19 protein-coding genes are annotated in these 20,843 nt (G+C 68.0%); 9 read left to right on the top strand and 10 right to left on the bottom strand.

The window, feature by feature from the left end; all coding sequences use genetic code 11:
- Positions 1 to 4: 4 nt before the first annotated feature.
- Both ACWGL1_RS02655 and ACWGL1_RS02650 read left to right on the top strand, forming a co-directional pair.
- Positions 5 to 988, top strand: coding sequence for a hypothetical protein (locus ACWGL1_RS02655; protein WP_338577073.1), 984 nt, complete (start codon positions 5 to 7; stop codon positions 986 to 988).
- 210 nt (positions 989 to 1,198) lie between these two features.
- Positions 1,199 to 1,534, top strand: coding sequence for a GIY-YIG nuclease family protein (locus tag ACWGL1_RS02650; protein ID WP_452111095.1), 336 nt, complete (start codon positions 1,199 to 1,201; stop codon positions 1,532 to 1,534).
- Positions 1,535 to 1,537: 3 nt separating this feature from the next.
- Here ACWGL1_RS02650 and ACWGL1_RS02645 read toward each other — a convergent pair whose 3' ends face one another.
- The 6 genes from ACWGL1_RS02645 to ACWGL1_RS02620 all read right to left on the bottom strand — a co-directional run bounded on the left by ACWGL1_RS02645 (position 1,538) and on the right by ACWGL1_RS02620 (position 8,714).
- Positions 1,538 to 1,894 (bottom strand): hypothetical protein, encoded by a 357-nt coding sequence (locus ACWGL1_RS02645; RefSeq protein ID WP_338577069.1) that lies wholly within the window; start codon positions 1,892 to 1,894, stop codon positions 1,538 to 1,540.
- 1,028 nt (positions 1,895 to 2,922) lie between these two features.
- Positions 2,923 to 4,320, bottom strand: a complete 1,398-nt coding sequence (lpdA, locus tag ACWGL1_RS02640) for a dihydrolipoyl dehydrogenase (RefSeq protein ID WP_452111094.1) — start codon at positions 4,318 to 4,320, stop codon at positions 2,923 to 2,925.
- Positions 4,317 to 4,799, bottom strand: a complete 483-nt coding sequence (locus ACWGL1_RS02635) for a hypothetical protein (protein ID WP_338577065.1) — start codon at positions 4,797 to 4,799, stop codon at positions 4,317 to 4,319. The genes lpdA and ACWGL1_RS02635 overlap by 4 nt, the downstream gene beginning before the upstream one ends.
- A 6-nt stretch (positions 4,800 to 4,805) precedes the next feature.
- Positions 4,806 to 6,455: a 2-oxo acid dehydrogenase subunit E2 gene (locus ACWGL1_RS02630; RefSeq protein WP_452111093.1), complete on the bottom strand. Its 1,650-nt coding sequence runs from the start codon at positions 6,453 to 6,455 to the stop codon at positions 4,806 to 4,808.
- A 1-nt stretch (position 6,456) separates the two neighbouring features.
- A complete protein-coding gene (locus tag ACWGL1_RS02625) occupies positions 6,457 to 7,482 on the bottom strand; it encodes an alpha-ketoacid dehydrogenase subunit beta (protein WP_452111092.1) in 1,026 nt (341 codons plus the stop codon).
- Positions 7,483 to 7,484: 2 nt separating this feature from the next.
- Positions 7,485 to 8,714, bottom strand: coding sequence for a thiamine pyrophosphate-dependent enzyme (locus ACWGL1_RS02620; RefSeq protein ID WP_452111091.1), 1,230 nt, complete (start codon positions 8,712 to 8,714; stop codon positions 7,485 to 7,487).
- 148 nt (positions 8,715 to 8,862) lie between these two features.
- Between ACWGL1_RS02620 and ACWGL1_RS02615 the strand changes: the two genes are divergently transcribed.
- Together ACWGL1_RS02615 and ACWGL1_RS02610 are read left to right on the top strand one after the other, a co-directional pair.
- Entirely contained in the window at positions 8,863 to 9,351 is a 489-nt protein-coding gene (locus tag ACWGL1_RS02615) for an Lrp/AsnC family transcriptional regulator (protein ID WP_291782849.1), read from the top strand.
- 79 nt (positions 9,352 to 9,430) lie between these two features.
- On the top strand, positions 9,431 to 9,604 hold the full coding sequence (locus ACWGL1_RS02610; RefSeq protein ID WP_452111090.1) for a DUF1328 family protein: 174 nt from the start codon (positions 9,431 to 9,433) through the stop codon (positions 9,602 to 9,604).
- Here the strand turns inward: ACWGL1_RS02610 and pdeM are convergent.
- Entirely contained in the window at positions 9,597 to 10,340 is a 744-nt protein-coding gene (pdeM, locus tag ACWGL1_RS02605; RefSeq protein ID WP_452111089.1) for a ligase-associated DNA damage response endonuclease PdeM, read from the bottom strand. The genes ACWGL1_RS02610 and pdeM overlap by 8 nt on opposite strands.
- Positions 10,337 to 12,967, bottom strand: coding sequence for a ligase-associated DNA damage response DEXH box helicase (locus tag ACWGL1_RS02600; RefSeq protein ID WP_452111088.1), 2,631 nt, complete (start codon positions 12,965 to 12,967; stop codon positions 10,337 to 10,339). Before ACWGL1_RS02600 ends, pdeM begins: the two co-directional genes overlap by 4 nt.
- 58 nt (positions 12,968 to 13,025) lie before the next feature.
- Between ACWGL1_RS02600 and ACWGL1_RS02595 the strand changes: the two genes are divergently transcribed.
- Positions 13,026 to 15,872, top strand: coding sequence for an ATP-dependent DNA helicase (locus ACWGL1_RS02595; protein WP_452111087.1), 2,847 nt, complete (start codon positions 13,026 to 13,028; stop codon positions 15,870 to 15,872).
- A gap of 252 nt (positions 15,873 to 16,124) precedes the next feature.
- Complete coding sequence (gene ybaK, locus ACWGL1_RS02590; protein ID WP_291782870.1) at positions 16,125 to 16,598, top strand: Cys-tRNA(Pro) deacylase; 474 nt, start codon at positions 16,125 to 16,127, stop codon at positions 16,596 to 16,598.
- Between the two features lie 5 nt (positions 16,599 to 16,603).
- Here ybaK and ACWGL1_RS02585 read toward each other — a convergent pair whose 3' ends face one another.
- Positions 16,604 to 17,038 carry a VOC family protein gene (locus tag ACWGL1_RS02585; RefSeq protein WP_003166237.1) on the bottom strand — a complete coding sequence of 145 codons (435 nt, stop codon included), beginning with the start codon at positions 17,036 to 17,038 and terminating at the stop codon, positions 16,604 to 16,606.
- A gap of 102 nt (positions 17,039 to 17,140) precedes the next feature.
- Here ACWGL1_RS02585 and ACWGL1_RS02580 point away from each other — a divergent pair, with 102 nt between their 5' ends.
- Genes ACWGL1_RS02580 through hisC form a run of 3 tightly spaced genes read left to right on the top strand, consistent with a single transcriptional unit; the run spans position 17,141 to position 20,030 of the window.
- On the top strand, positions 17,141 to 18,199 hold the full coding sequence (locus tag ACWGL1_RS02580) for a DUF2125 domain-containing protein (protein ID WP_291782872.1): 1,059 nt from the start codon (positions 17,141 to 17,143) through the stop codon (positions 18,197 to 18,199).
- Positions 18,199 to 18,891, top strand: coding sequence for a hypothetical protein (locus ACWGL1_RS02575; protein WP_338577047.1), 693 nt, complete (start codon positions 18,199 to 18,201; stop codon positions 18,889 to 18,891). The genes ACWGL1_RS02580 and ACWGL1_RS02575 overlap by 1 nt, the downstream gene beginning before the upstream one ends.
- 29 nt (positions 18,892 to 18,920) lie before the next feature.
- A complete protein-coding gene (hisC, locus tag ACWGL1_RS02570) occupies positions 18,921 to 20,030 on the top strand; it encodes a histidinol-phosphate transaminase (RefSeq protein ID WP_338577045.1) in 1,110 nt (369 codons plus the stop codon).
- Positions 20,031 to 20,034: 4 nt separating this feature from the next.
- Here the strand turns inward: hisC and ACWGL1_RS02565 are convergent, their stop codons facing one another.
- Positions 20,035 to 20,826, bottom strand: coding sequence for a MipA/OmpV family protein (locus ACWGL1_RS02565; protein ID WP_291782880.1), 792 nt, complete (start codon positions 20,824 to 20,826; stop codon positions 20,035 to 20,037).
- Between the last annotated feature and the right edge of the window lie 17 nt (positions 20,827 to 20,843).

Below are 20,843 nucleotides of genomic sequence, written 5' to 3'. Positions count from 1 at the left end.
TAGCTTGACCGGTTCAGGCAAGCTGCCGTATCCGTGTTCTGTGGATCTTTTGCAAACGATACGGGCTGATATCGAGGCCGTGCCAGACGGCGAGCATACTGCTGGCTTGAAGGCTGTGTTGCATCATATCGAGATCGCTTATCGTCATCTGGCGCGGGGGCAAGCCGAAGGGGAGGACTCGGCTTTTAATGATGCGATCTATCGAACTAACCAAGCGTTCGAGGGGAGCATCAAGGAGGCGTATAGAGTTCTCGCAGAAAAAGACCCCTCTGGAAAAACGCCGGCGTCTATTGAGAAGTATCTAGAGCAGAAGAAGATTTTCAAAGACAGGGTTTTGGCCCAGTTGAAGGACTACAGGACGAACTGGAGGAATCCGTCAACACATGATTACAATCTTTTCTTTGATCAAGATGAAGCTTTTTTAGCTATTGTTTCGGTTTCTGCGTTTTCGAAACTTCTTATTCGGCAAGTTTCTGGTTTCATATCATTTAAAGAAGCCAAGGAGGCTGTGAAGGAGGTTGCGGCTCCTGTTCCTGAGGTCGTTGATTCCGGTGCGGTTGACGCGCCATATCTCGGATTTTTGATTAGAAAGCTTGTAGTTGATTTTTTCTCCAATCAGCCAATCTCTCAGTCTGAAAGCGTAAGTGAAACTAGACTTCTGGGTGGATTGGAGGGATATATTTCAACTTTGCTTCCAGATTTTGAAGTTGTTACTGACGTTGGTGTAGGTGATTCTCGTAATCGCGTCGATATGGTTGTTTTGGGTAAGGGGGCTTCAGTTTTTGTGGAGCTGAAGCGATGGCGGTATGGAGAGAGTTGGCGCGATGCTGGCGTTGCTCAGATGATGAGTTACCTTCACGAAGCGGGATCTAAAGAAGGTGTTGTGGTCTTTTATGACGTGAAGGAGACCACGTATGTCGAAGTCGGTGGGTTTGCCTCGGGCGATATTTCGGTAAGCGTGGTGGCCCCAGCCTCGGAGTTGCGTTGATCCGCGTCGGATTCGCTCTCTTTATTCCGTCATCCTCCGGCAAGCCGCGTCAGCGGCGCAGACCGGGGGACCCAGCGGCGCGCGGGAGCGCGAAAGATCCACGCTCGGCGGCCGTGCTAACATCGCCTTCGGCGCCGCTGGGTCCCCCGGTTCCGCGCTGCGCGCGGCCCGGAGGATGACGAAAGAGGGGGAGCGGCATAGGTTGTGCGCATGGCGACCCATCGCACCTTCATCGCGACCTACATCATGGCGAGCGGGCGCAACGGGACGCTCTACGCCGGCTCGACCTCCAATCTGGAAAGCCGCGTGTGGAAGCACAGGACGCGCGCCTTTTCCGGCTTCACCGACGCCTATGACTGCACCCGTCTGGTCTGGTTCGAGCAGCACGCCCTGATGCTTGATGCGATCCGGCGCGAGCGGCGCATCAAGAAGTGGCTGCGCGACTGGAAGCTGGCCCTGATCGAGAAGGACAACCCCGACTGGCGCGACCTCGCCGCCGACTGGTTTTCTGATCCGAACTGGACCCCGCCGCCCGGCGCCGACTGAGCCTCACCCCAGCACCGGCATCACCTCCACTCCGTCGCAGGGGAAGGGGTTCATGTGCGGGTGGTTCTCGAACAGCCGGGTCGCCGCCTCGTGGCTGTCGGCGCGCACGACCATGAAGACGGTCAGCAGGTTGACCACGTCGCTCACGGCGCCGTCGTCGTCGATGCGTTTGGTCGGGCCCAGCGGGCCGCCCTGAAAGACGATGGAGTCGCGGTGCGCCTCTTCCCAGGCGGCGACGGCGGCGACGCCGAGGCGGGCCGTCTCGGCCTGCTCGGCCTCGCTCATGGCGCGCCAGGCCCGCCATTTGGGGCCGGTCTTGTCGCTGGTGAAGACGGCCAGGTAATGGGTCTGCGCGCTCATCGAAGCCTCCCGTTTGCGCCAAGGGTCGGTCTTTCGTCGGCCGTGGGCAAGCGGGACCGCCTCCCCTTGTGGGAGAAGGAAAATCCGCCGGCCTTCACATCAAGGCTTCGCAGCGCCTGATATTTCCCGCCTCCGCGCCCCGCTCGTCTTCATCTCCCCGCCCCACCTCCCGCCTCCCGCATCCTGCCCCTCGTCCCGTCGCAGGGGAGGGCTCGCTCGGCCGGCGAACCGAAGCGGCGGCGGGAGCGGAGAGAACGGGGTCCGTGTCGGACCGTCGGCCTCCCATCGCGCGCGCCGGGCAAGGGGAACCCCAGCGGAAGGCGGCGACGGTTCGGGCGGGCGGTTCAGGATGTCCTGTGGGCGGCGGAACGAGGCGAACGCCTCCAACGTCGTTCCGCGGCCTCAAGCCGTGCGCAAGCGCGACCGGCCGCAGACATCGGGACGCGGAGCCGACGGGGTCTAGCGACGGGGCGTTCGACCCGTCCGTCAGAGAGGCTCCGGCCAGGGTCGAGGGGGTTACTCGGACCGTTCCAGGACCGCGTCGTCGCGCGGCCTGCCCGTCATGGGCGCCGGGGGTAGCCGCGAACAACGGCGCCTGCCCCGAGCTCATGTCCGACTCTTCGCGCGGGGCGTCGGCCTTCGTCGAAACGGTAAATCACATCTTCTCCGGGCGAAGCCCCGGCGCCCCGCCCAGCCCTCTCGCCGCCCGGTCACCCCGAGGCGGACAGACGCGTTCCTTCTCCCCTTGTGGGAGAAGGTGGGCGAGCGGAGCGAGGTCGGATGAGGGGTTTCGCGACCTCAAATCCCCGGCCTTCATCCAGCTTCGGAGAGACCCCTCATCCGGCCCTGACGGGCCACCTTCTCCCACAAGGGGAGAAGGGCTCAGGCCGCGTCGGGTCGGGAGGTCCCGAAGGGCCGACGACCGCGGCCTGCTCGACTGCGCTCAAGTCGCGAGGGTCCGCGACCCGAGCATAGCGCCCTCAGCTGCGCTCAAGCAGCGAGCGACCGCGTCGCGAGCGATAGCGCCCTCAGATGTGTATGGCGTGGCCCAGCGCGCGCAGGGACGCCTCGTGGAAGGCTTCGCCCAGGGTCGGGTGGACGTGGATGGTTCCGGCCACGTCCTCAAGCACCGCGCCCATCTCCAGCATCTGGGCGAAGCTGTTGGACAGCTCCGACACGTGCTGGCCGACGGCCTGGACGCCCAGCAGGCGGTGGTCCGTCTTCGAGGCGATGACGCGGACGAAGCCGCCGTCCTCGCCCGCCTCGATGGCCAGGGCGCGGCCGATGGCGGCGAAGGGGAAGACCGCCTGAATCACGTCGTCGCGGCCCTTGACGTCGTCGGGGCCGAGGCCCGCCGAGACGATCTCCGGCTCGGTGAAGCAGACGGCGGCGATGGTGGTCGGGTCGAACACGCGATCATGACCGGCGATGATTTCGGCCACGACTTCGCCCTGGGCCGAACCCTTGTGCGCCAGCATGGGCTCGCCGGTCAGGTCGCCGATGGCCCAGACGTTCTTCATGCTGGTGGCGCAGCGATTGTCGATCTTCACGAACGGGCCGTTCATGGCCACGCCCATGTTCTCCAGGCCCCAGCCCTGAGTCCGCGCGCGGCGGCCGACGGTGACCAGCACCTTGTCGGCGTCCAACTGCATCGGGTTTCCGTCCTTGTCGGTGACGTTCAGCTTGCCGTCGCCGAACCCTCCCGCGCGGGCGCCCAGCAGCAACTTAACTCCATGCCTTTCCAGCCATTTGGCGACCGGGTCGGTCAGGGCCTTGTTGTAGAGCGGCAGGATGCGCTCGGCCATCTCGACGATGGCCACCTCGGCGCCCAGCTTGCGGAAGGCGATGCCCAGCTCGAGACCGATATAGCCGCCGCCGACGACGACCAGCTTCTTGGGCACTTCCGGCAGGCTCAGCGCCTCGGTGGACGAGATCACGTCGCCGCCGAAGGGCAGGAAGGGCAGTTCGACCGGCTCCGACCCCGTGGCCAGGATGACGTGTTCGGCGGTGATGCGGATGTCGCCGTCGTCGGTCTTCACCGTGCAGGTCTTGGCGTCCGAGAACTCGGCCCAGCCCTTGATGACCTTGACCTTGGCCTTCTTCAGCAGGGCGGCGACGCCGGCGTTCAGCTTCTTGACCACGCCGTCCTTCCACTCGACCGTCTTGGACAGGTCGATGGCCGGGGTCGAGGCGGTGATGCCCAGCGTGCCGTCGCCGGCGGCCTTTGCCACCGTCTCGAACTTGCCTGCCGCGTGGATGATGGCCTTGGACGGGATGCAGCCGACGTTCAGGCAGGTGCCGCCGAGGCCGGGAGAAGCGTCCACCAGCACGGTCTCCAGCCCCAGCTGGCCGCAACGGATCCCTGCGACATAGCCGCCGGTCCCGGCGCCGATGATCAGGACTTTGGTTTTCAGGGTCTGGGTCACCTGTTCAGGCTCCTTAGTCGATCAGCTGCTACCCGAAGAGCTTCGGCGATACGCGGATCGTAGATGAAACGAGGTCCATCACTGTCGATGATGGACCAGCCAGAGTTGGGAAGAAGACGTGTCGGCAAGCCGTTACGTCTCAGATAGAGCACCACGACCGTGCCGCGCTCGGGAGGAAAGAAGCCGCATTCCCTGTCGACGCCGTTGATATGCCGCATACGGTGGATCTCGTCGGGGCCGACAGTCCCTTTGATGATCGCCACGGTGCGCCAGGTTAGCCGCGCATGGTCGCGCGTGAGCCAAGCACGTCCATCGAGCCGAGCCAAAACGACGCTGTCAGCTTGATCCCAATGCAAGCGCTGCCTTGCAAGATCTGCAGAATGGTCAGCATCGAACATCACCGTGCAGGCGATGGTGGCGCTCGGTCCCAAGAGGCACAGTATGCATGCGCCAATGGCTGCTGCGAGCGACGTTCGCATTCCGCTCTACATCCACAAGGTCGCCGGATTCTCCAGCAGGTTTTTGATCTTCTGCACGAAGACCGCCGCGTCATGGCCGTCGACGATGCGGTGATCGAAGCTGGAGGACAGGTTCATCATCTTGCGCACGACCATCTGGCCGTTCCGCACCACGACGCGCTCCTCGATCTTGTTCGGACCGACGATGGCGACTTCGGGGTGGTTGATGATGGGCGTGTGCACCACGCCGCCGAGCGTGCCCAGCGAGGTGATGGTGATGGTCGAGCCGGACAGTTCCTCGCGCTTGGCGCTGCCGTCCTTGGCCGCGCCCGAGACGCGGGCGATCTCCTCGGCCGTGTCATAGGCGTCGCGCGCCTCGGCGTGGCGGACGACCGGGACCATCAGGCCGTTCGGCGTCTGGGCGGCGATGCCTAGGTGGACGGCGTTGTGCTGGGTCAGCACGCCCGCCTCGTCGTCATAGGTGGCGTTGATGTTCGGCTGGTCCTTCAGGGCCACGACGATGGCGCGGGCGATGAAGGGCAGGACGTTCAGCTTGGCGCGACCTGTGCCCTTGTTCTGGGCGTTCAGGTGGGCGCGCAGCTCTTCCACCGCCGTCATGTCGATGTCCTCGACATAGGTGATGTGCGGGATGCGACGGACGCTCTCGGCCATCTTCTCCGCGATCTTGCGGCGCAGGCCGATGATGCGGACTTCGTTGGTTCCCTCGGCCCTGGCGTAGAGCGAGCCGCCCGAGGCTGTGGCGGGGGCGAACGTGCCGCCACGCGCGACGAAGGCGTCCAGATCGGCGTGTTCGATGCGGCCTGCGGGGCCGCTGCCCGGTACGAAGACCAGGTCGATCCCCAGATCCCGCGCGCGGTTGCGCACGGCGGGCGAGGCCAGCGGGCGCTCGCCCGGCTGGCGGCCGGTCAGGGCCGGAACGGGTTTGGCGTCGGCCTTGGGCGCAGCAGCAGGCTTGGCGGCCGGTGCGGCGACCGGAGCCGGCGCGGCCTTTTCGGCCTTCGCGGCGGGCGCCGGAGCGGCGGCGGGGGCCTCGGCGACATTGCCCTTGCCCTCGACCTTGAAGCTGACCAGCGGGCCGCCGACGGCGATCTGCTGACCGGCTTCGCCGTGCAGGGCGACGACGACGCCGGAGATGGGGCTGGTCAGTTCGACCGTCGCCTTGTCGGTCATGACCTCGGCCAGGATCTGGTCTTCCTGAACCGCGTCGCCGACCTTGACGTGCCAGCCGACCAGCTCGGCCTCGGCCGTGCCTTCGCCGACATCGGGCAGTTTGAAGACGTGGTTGGCGGCGCCGCCCGGCGCAGGGGAAACAGGTGCAGCTTCGGCCTTCGGCGCTTCGACGGCGGCCGGAGCGGGCTCGGGTTCAGCGGCGACGGGCGCGGGGGCCGGTTCGTCGGCGGCGGCGTTGCCTTCGCCCTCAACCTCGAACTCGGCCAGCGGGCCGCGCACGGCCATCATCTGACCGGGCTCGCCGTGCAGGGCGGTGACGACGCCCGCGACCGGGCTGGTCAGTTCGACCGTGGCCTTGTCGGTCATGACGTCGGCGACGATCTGATCCTCGGCGACCGTATCGCCGACCTTGACGTGCCAGCCGACGAGCTCGGCTTCGGCGGTGCCTTCACCGACGTCAGGAAGCTTGAAAACAAAACGACCCATCTTAGCGACCTCCCGTCATGACGGCTTTCAGCGCGTCGGCGACCCGCTGCGGTCCGGGGAAATATTCCCATTCAAAGGCGTGCGGATAGGGCGTGTCCCAGCCGGTCACGCGCGCCACCGGGGCCTCCAGGTGATAGAAGCAGCGCTCCTGCACCAGCGCACTCAGTTCGCCGCCGAAGCCCGAGGTTTTCGGCGCCTCGTGCACGATGACGCAGCGGCCGGTCTTCTTGACCGAGGCCTCGATGGCCTCGATGTCCAGCGGAACCAGGGTGCGAAGGTCGATGACCTCGGCGTCCACGCCCGCGTGCTCGGCGCCCGCCAGCGCGACCCAGACCATGGTGCCATAGGCCAGAATGGTGACGTCGGAGCCTTCCTTCATCACGCGCGCCTTGCCGATCGGCTCGACGTATTTGCCGGTCGGGACCTGGGCCAGTTCCTGGGCCTTCCACGGGCTGACCGGCTTTTCGTGCCAGCCGTCGAAGGGGCCGTTGTAGAGGCGCTTGGGCTCGAAGAAGATGACCGGATCGTCGTCCTCGATCGCTGCGGTCAACAGGCCCTTGGCGTCATAGGGGTTGGACGGGATCACCACCTTCAGACCGGCGATGTGGGTGAACAGGCTTTCCGGCGACTGGCTGTGCGTCTGGCCGCCGAAGATGCCGCCGCCGTAGGGGCTGCGGATCACCATGGGCGTGGTGAACTGGCCGCCCGAGCGATAGCGCATCTTGGCCGCTTCGGAGATGATCTGGTCGTAGGCCGGATAGATGTAGTCGGCGAACTGGATCTCGACGACCGGGCGCAGGCCATAGGCGGCCATGCCGATGGCCGTGCCGACGATGCCCGTTTCCGAGATCGGGGCGTCGAAGCTGCGGTTCAGGCCGTGCGTCTTCTGCAGGTGGTCTGTGACGCGGAAGACGCCGCCGAAATAGCCCGCGTCCTCGCCATAGGAGACGACGGCGGGGTCTTCGGCCATCTTGACGTCCAGGGCCGAGTTCAGGGCCTGGATCATGTTCATCGAAGTGGTGCTCATGGTCAGACTCCGACCTCGCGGCGCTGTTCGATCAGGCGCCAGTCCTCGGTCGCATAGACCTCCTCGAACATGGTCTTCACGCTGGGGCGCGACTGGCCCAGCGTGCCGATGGCCTCGGATTCACGGGCGGCGGCGCGGACTTTTTCGACCGCTTCCTTCTCGGCTTCTTCCTGTTGTGCGTCCGACCATTCGCCGAGCACGATCAGGTGCTGTTTCAGGCGGGCGATCGGATCGCCCAGCGGCCATTTCTCGTGCTCGTCGCCGGGGCGGTAGCGGCTGGGGTCGTCCGAGGTCGAGTGCGGGGCGCCGCGATAGGTGAACAGCTCGATGATCGTCGCGCCCTGATTGGTGCGGGCGCGCTCCTCGGCCCACTGGGTCGCGGCCCAGACGGCCAAGAAGTCGTTGCCGTCGACGCGCAGGGCGGGCAGGCCATAGCCGATGCCCTTGGACGCGAAGGTGGTCTCAAGCCCGCCGGCGATGCCCTGGAAGGAGCTGATGGCCCACTGGTTGTTGACGATGTTCAGGATGACCGGCGCGCGATAGACGGCGGCGAAGGTCAGGGCCGAGTGGAAGTCGCTCTCGGCCGTCGAGCCGTCGCCGATCCAGGTGATGGCGATCTTGTCGTCGCCGCGGATGGCCGAGGCCATGCCCCAGCCCACGGCCTGAACATACTGCGTGCCCAGATTGCCCGAGATGGTGAAGAAGCCGTAGTCCTTGGCCGAATACATGATCGGCAGCTGGCGGCCCTTGATGGGGTCTTCGGCGTTCGAATAGATCTGGTTCATCATGGTCGCGAGCGGATAGTCGCGCGCGATCAGAAGGCCCTGCTGGCGATAGGTGGGGAAGCCCATGTCTTCGCGGCTCAGGATCATCCCTTGCGCGACCGCGATGGCCTCTTCGCCGGTGCACTTCATATAGAAGCTGGTCTTGCCCTGACGGTGGGCGCGGTGCATCCGGTCGTCGAAGGCGCGCGTCAGGATCATGGCCTTCAGGCCACGACGCATCGTCTCGGGGTCCAGCTTGGGATTCCAGGGGCCGACGGCCTTGCCTTCATCGTCCAGAACGCGGATCAGGCGGAAGGCGTGGTCGCGCATCTCGGCGGGGGCCGTGCTGACGTCGGGGCGGTCGACCGCGCCCGGCGCATCGAGCTTCAGGTGGCTGAAATCAGGCGTGTCGCCCGGCCGGCCCGAAGGCTCCGGGACGCGCAGCGACAGCGTCGGGGTGTTCTTCATCAATGCCTCCCGTCCGGTTGAACCGGCCGCGTTTCCTTATGAAGCAGGGCATAGCATGTCGGCTCACTGTTAGCTCTCCCAAAAACACCCTTGCCAAATGCTGATTTGGGGTATTTTATTGCGCAGAAAGCTAATTCGGAGAAAGCCTTTGGCCGACGAACTCGACCCCATCGACGCACGCATCCTCGACATCCTTCAACAGGACGCAGGCCTGTCCGTCGCCGAGGTCGCCGATCGCGTCGGCCTGTCGGCCTCGCCGTGCTGGCGCCGGATCAAGAGACTGGAGGACTCTGGCCTGATACGCAAGCGTGTCACGCTCTTGGACGCCGGACTTCTGGGCCTGGACTTCGAAGTCTACGCCATCGTCAAGCTGAGCCTGCCGACGCGCGACAACCTGCAGATCTTCGAACAGGCCGTCGAAGGCTGGCCCGAAGTCGTGCAGTGCGCCACCATCACCGGCCGCGAGGACTATGTCCTGCGCATCATCACCACCGACATGCACGCCTTCGATCAATTCCTGCGCGACAAGCTGCTGACGCTGGGAATCGTCTCCAATTGCGAGAGCCACATCGTCACTCGCGGGGTCAAGAACGTCACCACCCTGCCGCTGGGCATCATCACGCCGCACGTCAGCTGAGAGGCGTCGCCTTTCGGTCAGGCGGAACCTCCATTTCACGCGGCTCGTTGGCCTGAGGTGAAAAGCGGAGGTTTCCGACATGCTGAAATGGGCGCTCATCTTCGCCGCCATCGCCCTTGTCGCCGGTCTGCTGGGTTTCGGCGGGATCGCGGGCGCGGCGGCGGGCATCGCCAAATTCCTGGCTGTCCTGGCGCTGATCGTCTTCGTGGTCTTCCTGATCCTGGGCGTGACCGTGGCCAAGAAGGTCACCTGAGGGTTTCGAACGCCACCGCGTGAACCTTGTCCCGCCCCAGAAGCGCGGCCAGGGGCGGGGTTGGGAACAATCCCGCGATCGCCGGATCGCGTACATCCAATCCGCCGGTGAAGGCGCCGAAGGCGGGCATGATCAGCCGCCGTCCGTCGGTGACGAAGCAGGGACGGCGCACGCCTCGTCCATAGGCGGCGACGCGAGCGGCGGGATGCAGGTGGCCCGCCACCTCGCCCGGCGCGGGGTCGGGCTGCGGCTCGTGGATCAGGAACAGGCCGCCCAGCGCCAGGGTCTCGACCACCCGGCCGGGCAGGCGCCTGAAGGGATTGGCCAGCGCGCCGGCCAGGGCGTCCAGGTCGTGATTGCCCTCCAGCCAGATCCAGTCGCGACCCGCGGCCAGCCTCTCCAGCCGCGCCAGTTGGGCGCCGTCCATGCGCGACACAGCCTTTGAATCATGGAAGCTGTCGCCCAACAGGACGACCGCGCGCGGGTCCAGCGCGTCGATTTCGGCCTCCAGCCAGGCCAAGGTGGCGGGGCTGTCGTATGGCGGCAACATCTGCCCGCGCGCCGCGAAGGCCGAGCCCTTCTCCAGATGCAGGTCCGAAGCGATCAGGGTCTGACGCCCCGGCAACCACAGGGCTCCGGAGCAGCGCAGCACGCAGGCTTCGCCGTTGACCGTCAGCTTCAACCCGCCGCACGGATGACGATAGGGCGACAGGATTTCCCGCAAGGCCGCGTTCACGCCGCCCCCTTCAGCGCTTCGGGCGCGTCTTCCATGACCTCGGCGATCAGGGCCTCGGCGCTTTCATCAAGGATCATTTCCGCCGCGTCCCCCACGACCCGTTCGCGTCCGATCTGCACCAGCACCGGCACGCAGAAGGGCGAGGGCCGGTCCAGCGCCTTGTGCATGATGCGGCCGTGGATGCGGCTCAGGAACTGGCCCAGCCGCGCCACGTCCAGCAGGCCCGTCGCTGCATCCGCCCGCGCCGTCCTCAGCAGCAGGTGATCGGGCTGATGGCGACGCAGCACGTCGTAGATCAGGTCGGTGGAAAACGTCACCTGCCGCCCGGTCTTTTCCGCCCCCGGTTGGCGCTGCTCGATCAGGCCCGAGATAAGGGCGCAGTTGCGGAAGGACCGTTTCATCATGAAGCTTTCCTCCAGCCAGGCCTCCAGATCGTCGCCCAGCATGTCCGGCTCGAACAGGGCGTCCAGATCGAGGTCGTCCATCGGTCGGATCGACCAGATGGCCAGCGAGTAGTCGGTGACCACAAAGCCCAGCGGCCCGACGCCCATCCGGTCCAGCCGCCGCGTCAGCAGCATGGCCAGGGTCGTGTGCGCCAGCCGCCCCTCGAACGGATAGGCGACCAGGAAATGCCGCGTGCCCCTCGGAAAGGTCTCGACCAGCAGGGTCTGCGCTTCGGGGATGGCGCTGCGCAACGCCTGAAGCTCCAGCCACTCCTGCACGTCGAACGGCAGGACGCGCCAGTGGTCGCGGTCCTGCACCATGCGCCGCACCCGCTCGGCCAGGGAGGTGCCCAGAGGGAATTTCGAGCCGCCGTAGGAGGGAATCTTCGGGTCTTTATCGACGGCGGGCGAGACCAGGGCGTCCGTTTTCACGATGCCCTGAAAGGCCCAGACCTGACCGGCGAAGACGAAGGTGTCGCCCGGCGTCATCTGCTCGAAATACCATTCCTCGGCCTCGCCGATCTTGCGGCCTGCGATCAGGTGTTTGCCGCCCCCGCGCCGCCCCGCGACGCGCACGTTCAGATTGGCGGCCGAGACGATGGCGCCGACGTTCATCCGGTGTCGCTGGGCCATCTGGGCGTTGCGGACGGTCCATTTGCCGTCGCGGGTGCGCACGATGCGGGCGAAGCGGTCATAGGTGCGCAGCGCATAGCCGCCGGTGGCGACCAGATCGACCACCTCCTCGAACGCCTCATAGCTCAGGCCGCGATAGGGACCGGCCGTCGTCACCTCGGCGAACAGGTCGGGCAGGTCGAAGGCCTCCGAACAGGCGCAGCCCATGACATGCTGGGCCAGCGTATCCAGCGTGCCCGTATGTTCCGGCTCCCAGTCGAAGGCGTTCTCGGCCACGGCCTCGCGCGCCGCCTGACACTCCAGCATCTCGAAGCGGCTGGCCGGGACCATCAGGGCGCGCGACGGCTCGTCCAGTCGGTGGTTGGCCCGGCCGATCCGCTGGACCAGACGGCTGGCCCCCTTAGGCGCGGCCAGCTGGATCACCAGATCGACATCGCCCCAGTCGATGCCGAGGTCCAGCGTCGAGGTGCAGACTACGGCCTTCAGGTCGCCGCGCGCCATGGCCGCCTCGACCTTGCGCCTCTGCTCGGCGGCCAGGGAGCCGTGATGCAGGGCGATGGGCAGGTCGTCCTCATTGATCGCCCACAGCGACTGGAAGACGAACTCGGCCTGCCAGCGGGTGTTGACGAAGATCAGGCTGAGGCCTGCGCGGCGGATGGCGTCATAGACTTCGGGAATGGCGTGGACGCCGGTGTGCCCGGCCCACGGCACGCGGCCTTCTGACACCAGCACGTCGACCACCGGCGGCGCGCCGGGGTCGCCGAGGACGACGCGAATCCCTTCTCCCCTTGTGGGAGAAGGTGGGCCCGAAGGGCTCGGATGAGGGGTGCCTCCAGGGCGAGATGAAGAAGCCTCGGCAACGTCCCGAGACCCCTCATCCGTCAGGCTCCGCCTGCCACCTTCTCCCACAAGGGGAGAAGGGGAGAGCCAGTCGGCGATCTTTTGCGGATCATCCACCGTCGCACTCAACGCCACCCGACGCATTTCAGGCGCGAACGTCTGCAACCGCGCCAGCCCCAGCGCCAGCAGGTCGCCGCGCTTGCCGCTCCAGATGGCGTGGACCTCGTCCAGCACCACGCATTTCAGATCGGCGAAATAGTCCCTCGCCCCCTCCCAGGCGCAGAACAGGGCCAGCTGCTCCGGCGTGGTCAGCAGGATGTCGGGCGGGAAGTCGCGCTGGCGCTGCTTCTTCGACTGTTTGGTGTCGCCGGTGCGGCTCTCGACGTGGATGTTCAGCCCGATCTCGCGGATGGGCGTCATCAGGTTGCGCTCGACGTCGGTGGTCAGGGCCTTCAGCGGCGACAGATAGAGGGTGTGAACGCCTGATCCCTGCCCGGCCTCGGGCCTCGGGCCGCGCTCGGCCAGATCGATCAGGCTGGGCAGGAAGCCTGCCAGCGTCTTGCCGCCGCCCGTCGGCGCCACCAGCAGGGCGTGCTGTCCGGCCTCGGCCGCCGCCACCATTTCCAGCTGATGCCGACGCGGCGACCAGCCCCGACCGGCGAACCAGTCGGCGAACAGCGGCGGAAGCGTTGCAGTGATCGGCGTCGTCACGACAGGCCTATAGCATGTTCCCGTTCCGTTTCGTCACCTTCGACGCTATCTAGCAAAGGTGACTGTCGAATCCGCCGAGATCAGCACTGCGTCGACCCTGACGTTCGACCTGCCGCCCGCGTTGGCTACGCCGCCGGGGGCCGGCGCCGTGTGCGACGATCAGGGCGCGCGCAAGATCGGGCGCGGCGCCGCCGAGAGCCTGTTCACCGGCGGCGACGTCATCGTCGCCCACGCCGGGCTGACGGCGCGGCGGCTGGGTCTGGCGCCGCCGCCGCGCTCGGCTGAGATGCTGGACGCGCTGGAGCTGTTCGCCTTCGTGCGCCCGGCCCGGTTCTGCGCCCCGTCGGCCACCGGGCTGGCGCTGGCCCTCGGGCGCGAGGAGCCGAGGGGGGCCGAGGCCCAGGCCGCCGCCCTGCGCGCCGCCGCCGCCGACCTGCTGGCCGAACTGGCCGCGCCCGCCTATCCGGGGCGGGAGGAGGCCTACACGCTGGCCCTGACGCTGGAGCGCGCAGGCTGGGGTTGGGCGTCGCGGGTGCTTCAGGCCCTGCGCGCCGGGCCGTTGCGCAGCCGCCAGCAGCGCGGCTCGGGCCTCGACGTCTGGGCTCGCCTGCAGGAGTGGGAGGACGAGGCGCCGCGCGGCGAGGCCGGGTCCACCCCGGTCGATTCCGAGAGCGCCCGCATCCGTCTGGACAAGCTGCTTCAGGCCTCGGGTCTGGACGAGACGCGGCCCGCCCAATCCGACTATGCGGCCGAGGCCGCCTATGCCTTTTCGCCGCGCAACGAAGAGGGCCGTCCGCGCGTCCTGCTGGCCGAGGCGGGGACCGGCACGGGCAAGACCATGGGCTATCTGGCGCCCGCCAGCCTGTGGGCCGAACGCAACGTCGGGGCGGCGTGGATCTCGACCTACACCCGCGCCCTGCAACGCCAGATCGACCGCGAAAGCCGCGCCCTGTGGCCCGACGAGGCAGAGCGGAGGCGCAAGACGGTGGTCCGCAAGGGGCGCGAGAACTACCTGTGCCTGCTGAATCTTCAGGACATGGTGCAGGCGGCGCAACTGGGGAACGGCGACCTGATCGGCATGGCTCTGGCCGCGCGCTGGGCCGCCCATACCCGCGACGGCGACATGACCGGCGGCGACTATCCCGGCTGGCTGCCCGGCCTCTATGCCACCGCGCCCCTGCATCAGGCGGGCCCGGCCAATCTGGTCGACCGACGCGGAGAATGCGTTCACGCCGTCTGTCCCCACTATCGCCTGTGCTTCGTTGAAAAGACCATTCGGGCCAGCCGTCGGGCCGATCTGGTGGTGGCCAATCATGCGCTGGTGATGACGCAGGCGGCCTTCGACGGCGCCCGCACCGCCCGCGGTCTGAAGCAGGACGGCGAAACGGCGGCGCTGAAACGCATCGTCTTCGACGAGGGCCACCACCTGTTCGACGCCGCCGACAGCGCCTTCTCAGCGTGTCTGTCGGGGCAGGAGGCGGCCGAACTGCGCCGCTGGATCAGAGGGCCCGAGGGGCGCGGCCGTCGCGGACGCGGACTAGAACAGCGCCTGGGCGATCTGGCCGCCGACAACGAAGCCGCCTCCAAGGCCCTGAAGGACGCGCTGCAGGCCGCCGCCCAACTGCCGGGCGAAGGCGTGTCGGGCCGCATCGCTCCGGCGTCCGGCGAGGTGAACCCCGTCGGGCCAATCGAGCGATTTCTGGTCGCGGCGCTGGAGCAACTGCGCGCCCGCGCGGCCGAGACCGGCGGCGCCGAGTTCGGACTGGAGTGCGCCCTGCGCCCCGTCACCGAGCCGGTGCTGGAGGCCGCGCGCGAGGCCGCCCGCGCCATCGCCGCCGTCGAGGCGCCGCTGCTGGCCCTGTCGCGCCACCTCGAAGACATTCTGGACGAGGAGGCGGCCGAGCTGGACGGCGCCGCTCGCGCCCGCATCGAAGGCTCGCTGCGCGGGCTGGACCGGCGCGCGCGCATGACCCTGCCCGGCTGGCGCTCCATGCTGGCGGCGCTGGAGGAGGGGGGCGATGAACCGGACCCCGATTATGTCGACTGGCTTTCGGCGGAAGCCGCTTTCGGCCGCATCCACGACGTGGCCCTGCGCCGTCACTGGATCGACCCGACCGTGCCGCTGGAGGCGGCGGTGGTCATGCCGTCGCACGGGGTGCTGGTGACATCCGCCACCCTGTCCGATCCGGCGGCCGAGGATCCGTTCGACCTGGCTCGCCTGCGGACCGGGGCGGCGCGGCTGATCGAACCGGCGCGGACGCTGAAGGTCGACAGCCCGTTCGACTATGCCACCAACAGCCGGGTCATCGTCGTCAATGATCTCGTCAAGGACGACCCGCGCCAGATCGCCTCGGCCATGCGCGAACTGTTTCTGGCGGCGGGCGGCGGCGGACTGGGCCTGTTCACCGCCATCCGGCGGCTGAAAGCGGTCTATGAGCGACTGGGGCCGGAACTGGCGCGGGCGGGCCTGCCGCTCTACGCCCAGCACGTCGATCCGCTGGAGGTCGGAGCGCTGGTCGACGTCTTCAGGGCCGAGCGCGACAGCTGCCTGCTGGGCACCGATGCGGTCAGGGACGGGGTGGACGTGCCGGGGCGGTCCTTGCGCGTTCTGGCCTTCGACCGGGTGCCGTGGCCGCGTCCGGACCTGCTGCACAAGGCGCGACGCGAGCGGTTCGGCACGGGCTCGGGCGGGCGTTCGTGGGACGACGCCCTGGCGCGCGGGCGGATCGCTCAGGCGTTCGGCCGTCTGATCCGCCGCGCAGACGATCGGGGCGTCTTCGTCATGCTGGACGCCGCCTGCCCGACGCGCCTGTTCGCCGCCTTGCCGCCGGGGACGGAGGTGCTGCGCCTGGGCCTGGCCGAGACGGTGGAGTTGACCAAGGGCTTCCTGGCGGAATCGGGCTGAAGCCTCCGCTCCCTCTTCTTTCGTCATCCTCCGGCAAGCCGCGCAGCGGCGCTGACCGGGGGACCCAGCGGCGCCGAAGGCGATCTTTGCTGCGGGCGCTGCGCGCGGGTTTTCGCCCTCCGGGCGCCGCTAGGTCCCCCGCTCTCCCTCGCTTTCGCGAGGGGCGCCGGAGGATGACGAAAGAAAAGGGGCCTGCGCATGATCGCTCTGTCGGTTATTCAAAGCGCTGCGCTTCAAACTGACCCAAGGCCCATGTCCAAGACCACCTCCGCCACTGTCGCCCTGACCAACGCCGGCGTCGCTTTCGAACTGCATCCCTACGATTACGACCCCGAAGCGCCGCGCGTGGGCCTGCAGGCGGCCGAGGCCCTGGGCTGGGCGCCCGAGCAGGTGTTCAAGACGCTTATGACAGTGGTGGACGGCAAGCCCGTCTGCGTCGTCGTGCCGTCCGACTGCGAGGTCAGCATGAAGAAGCTGGCCGCCGCCGCCAGGGGCAAGTCGGCCCAGATGATGAAGCCCGCCGACGCCGAGCGCCTGACCGGCTTCAAGGTCGGCGGCGTCAGCCCCTTCGGCCAGAGGAAGGCCGTCCCGACCTTCATCGACGAGACGGCGATCCTGTTCGACCGGGTGCTGATCAACGGCGGCCAGCGCGGCCTGCTGCTGGAGCTGGCGCCGGACGAGGCGGCGCGCGCCTGCACGGCGACGTGGGCGGACCTGACGGCCTGACCGGCCTAGCTCTCGAACGTCACGACCACGCTGTCGGCGGAACGCTCGGCCTCGCCGTGGAACACCGCCTCGATGTTGTTGCCGTCCGGGTCGAGCAGGAAGGCGGCGTAGTAGCCGGGGTGATAGGGCCGCTCGCCCGGCGCGCCGTTGTCGGTTCCGCCCGCCGCCAGCCCCGCCTTGTGGAAGGCTTCGACCATGGCGCGGTCCTTCGCCTGGAAGGCCAGGTGGCAGCGGCCCGTCGGCCGGCCCTGCGCGGCGATGCTGTCCACCGCCGAGACGAACAGTTCGTCGGCCCAGAAGAAGCGTTCGGCTTCGCCGCCGATCGGCACGCCCAGGGCCTCCAGCACAGCGCCGTAGAAGCGGCGGCTGGCCTCCAGGTCCGGCGTCACCAGTTGCAGATGGTCGATCAGCCGGCCGCGATGAAGCTGCTGCGTCTCCATGGTCCTCGTCTCCTGTCAGATTGCGATTCGAACGGGCGGCAGCCTGGCCTGTTCCTGCTGACAGGACGTGTCAGCAGCCGCTCATCCTGCTAAAGCGCGCTCATGACCGACGCCGTCCCGCATCACAGCCGTAAGGGCTTGATCATCCCCTTCGCCATCGTCGCCGTGGGCCTGGTCCTGTGGACCGGCTGGTGGTTCTTCCTGACCCAGCAGATCGAGCGGCGCATGGAGGCCAAGATCGCCGGGCTGCAGGAGGGCGGCTGGACCATCCAGCATGCCGGGATATCCACCACCGGCTGGCCGATGCACGCGCGGGTGACGATCAAGCATCTGGACGTCGTCGCCCCGTCCGGTCATGCGATCGCGGCGCCGGAGATGATCGCCCAAGCCAACGCCTACAATCCTACGCGCTGGGTGCTGGCGGCGCCGGACGGCCTGACCGTCACGCGCGCAGAGAAGGGCAAGACCGCCATCCGCGCCGAGGGCATCCGCATGAGCGTGCACGGCCTGACGCAGCGCTGGCCCAATGTGGCGCTGGAGCTGGAGAAGCCGGTCTTCACCGCCCTGCCGGACGCCGAGCCCTTCCCGCTGAAGCAGGCGCGTCTGGTGCAGTTCTACATGCGGCCGCACCTGGTCGGCTCGGACACGCCGACCGATGATGTGGACGTGCTGTTCCGTCTGGTCGACGGCGAGGGCCGCCCGAACGGCCCGGTCGAAGGCTTCACCCAGTCGGGGATGTTGAACGCGCAGATCGAGGCGGTGATCGAAAAGGCCTCGGCCCTGCGCAAGGGCGCGGACGCCAAGGGGCTGCTGACCGCCTGGACGGCGGCGGGCGGCCGCTTCATCGACGTGAAGGGCCAGCTGCAGGCCGGCGAGAGCAAGGCCTTCGTCTCCAGCGACGCCCTGTCGGCGGACGGCAAGGGCCGGCTGGAAGGCGAGGTCTTCGTGCGCGCCGAGAAGCCGCTGGCGGCCATTGTCGGCCTGGCGGGCGCCCAGCAGGGCGGGGCGCTGGACCGCGCCGCCGCCGCCAGGGCCGCCGCCGCCACGCCGCAGGGCGGGACCGGCGACGACGGTCAGGGCGTGGAGCTGGCCATCCTGTTCCGCGGCGGCCGCACCTATCTGGGGCCGTTCGCCCTGGCGCCCGCGCCGCAGCTGTTCTGATGCTGATCGAGCCGCCCGCCGACGAAGCGCGCCTGTCGCTGGAACGCGCCGTGGTCGAGGCCGCTCGCGCCCGGCTGGCGGCGGGGCCGCGCGGCTCGGTCGACGGCGACGCCATCGCACTGCGCGCGGTTCTGCAAGGCGCGAGCCTGTCGGAAAAAGCGGCGGTGCGCGCCGTGCTGGGACGGCTGGAGGCGGCCGACGGACGGCCGTTGATCGCCTGCGGATCGTTGTCGCAGATGCTGGCGGCTGACCGCTGGGGGCTGGCGGCGCGGCCGATGGCCGAGGCCGATCAGGCCCTGATCGCCGTGCGCGACGGGGCGGCGAAGAAGACGCGCGCCCTGATCGATCTGTCGGCGCGGCCGTGGTGGGGGCGGCTGCTGGCCCTGCCCATGCTGAAGGTCATCGCCGCCTTGCCGGATGACGCCGCCGGGGCGCCGCGCGCCCTGATGGTCGGGACCGAGGCGCCGGGGCCGACCGGCGACGACCGCACCTTCTGGGTCACGGACAGCGGTTGGCCGGACGCCCGCATCGTCGAGGCCCTGGGCCAGGCGGGCCTGGCGGCTGAATTTCTGTCGGGCGGAGGCGGGTTGAAGCTGTTCGTCCTGACGGGCTATGTGCAGGCGGAAGACATCAGGCTGGACGGCGCGCCCGGCGGCCTGACCGGCGTCATCGGCGCCGCTCCCGTCTTCTGAAACCCAGCGGCCGACAGGATGACCCGCGCATGACCGAAGCGAACGCCCCCGAGGGATCGCCTCAACCCAAGAGCGGCGTGCTGGACATCGCCCCCTATGTCGGCGGCAAGAGCGCCATCGCCGGGGTGGCCAAGCCGATCAAGCTGTCCTCCAACGAAAACGCCCTGGGCGCGGGCGAAAAGGCGCGCGAGGCCTTCGCCGCCGCCGTCGCCTCGATCCACCTCTATCCCGACGGCCGGGCCGACCGACTGCGCGCGGCGGTGGCTGAGGCGCATGGGCTGGAGCCGGAACGGCTGATCTTCGGCAACGGCTCGGACGAGGTCTTCGCCCTGCTGAACCAGACCTATCTGGAGGCTGGCGACAACATCGTCACCAGCCAGTACGCCTTCGTCGCTTATCAGATCTCGGCCCGCGCCTGTCAGGCCGAAGTCAAGCAGGCGGCTGAGCCGGACTTCCGCGCCGATGTCGACGCCATGCTGGGCCTGGTCGATGAGCGGACCAAGCTGGTCTATCTGTCGAACCCGGCCAATCCGACGGGCAGCTTCGCCACGGGCGAGGAGATCCGTCGCCTGCACGCGGGCCTGCCGCCCCACGTCATCCTGGTGATCGACGAAGCCTATGCCGAGTTCGTGACCGAGCCGGACTGGGAAAGCGCCTTCGACCTGGCGCGCACGGCGCCCAACATCGTCGTCACCCGCACCTTCTCCAAGCTGCACGGCCTGGGGGGCCTGCGCGTCGGCTTCGGCTATGCGCCGCTGGCGGTGGAACAGGCCATCGACCGCATCCGCCTGCCGTTCAACGTCTCCCTGCCGGGGATCGAGGCGGCCATCGCGGCGTTGGGCGACGAAGCGCACCAGAAGGCCTCGCGCGACCTGGTGGCCGAGTGGCGGCCGCGCCTGATCCAGGCCGTCAAGGGCTTCGGCTTCGAGGTGTTCCCGGCCTCGGGCAACTTCATCCTGATCCGCTTCCCGGATGCGAAGCGCCCGGCCTCGGCGGCGCAGGACTATCTGCAGTCCAGGGGGATCATCGTGCGCGGCGTGGCCAGCTATGGCCTGCCGGACTGCCTGCGGGTGACGGTCGGGACCGAGGATCAGAACCGCGCCGTCATCGACGCGCTCAGCGAGTTCGCGGCGGGCTGACGCCTCAGTCGCCGCTGTTGAAGCGGACCACGCCGATCACGCCTGCGCGCCAGACATGGTCGTCCTCGATCAGGGGGCTGTCCTTGATGTCGCCCAGGCGCTGTTCGTAGTTGAAGAAGGCGCCGACGCCGTAGCGGTCGCCGATCGGCACGGCCAGCAAGGCCGCCGCGCCCGCCGCCGACAGGCCGCCCGAAGGCGTGAAGGCGGCGTAGTCGGTGTTGGCCGCCTCCTGGGCGGTGACGCCGTAATAGCGCTGGACCCGCTCGTCGCTGCCGCCGCGCATATAGGCCATGGTCTGCAACAGGCCGATGGGCGTCACGCGCTGGTGGCTGACCGAGCCGTAGTATTCCAGTCCGGCGTCGTCGCCCGTGGCGTCATGCTGGATGCGGCCGCCGACCACGATGTTCCCCGGCAGGCGCTTGAAGGCGTAGAGCGCCGCATCGGCGCCCAGGTCCGGCCGGTCCATGCCGTCGATATCGCCTGCCGCGAAACGAGGGCGAAGCTGGACGCCCGCATGGAAGCCGTCGCGCTTGATGGCGTTCCAGCCCAGGCCGTCCAAGCCGTTGGCGTAGACGATGTCGCGATAGGAGGCCGAGCCCCAGGCGGTGAAGTTGAAGTCTTCGGCCTTGTCGCCCGACACGCTGAAGCCGCGCACGAAGCCGCCGCCGACATCGACCTTCCATGTCTGCGGCGCCTCGACCGGCTGGAACGGCTGCGACTGCGCCAGGGCGGCGGCGGGCAGGCCGGCGAAGGCGGCGGTCAGGAGCGCGAGGCGGACGGTGGAGCGGAAAATCATGAGCGGGTCCCAGGTCA

This window comes from Brevundimonas sp. NPDC055812, assembly GCF_053616535.1.
The sequence above is the reverse complement of the archived record's forward strand: the minus strand, read 5'-3'. Positions and strand labels throughout refer to the sequence as shown.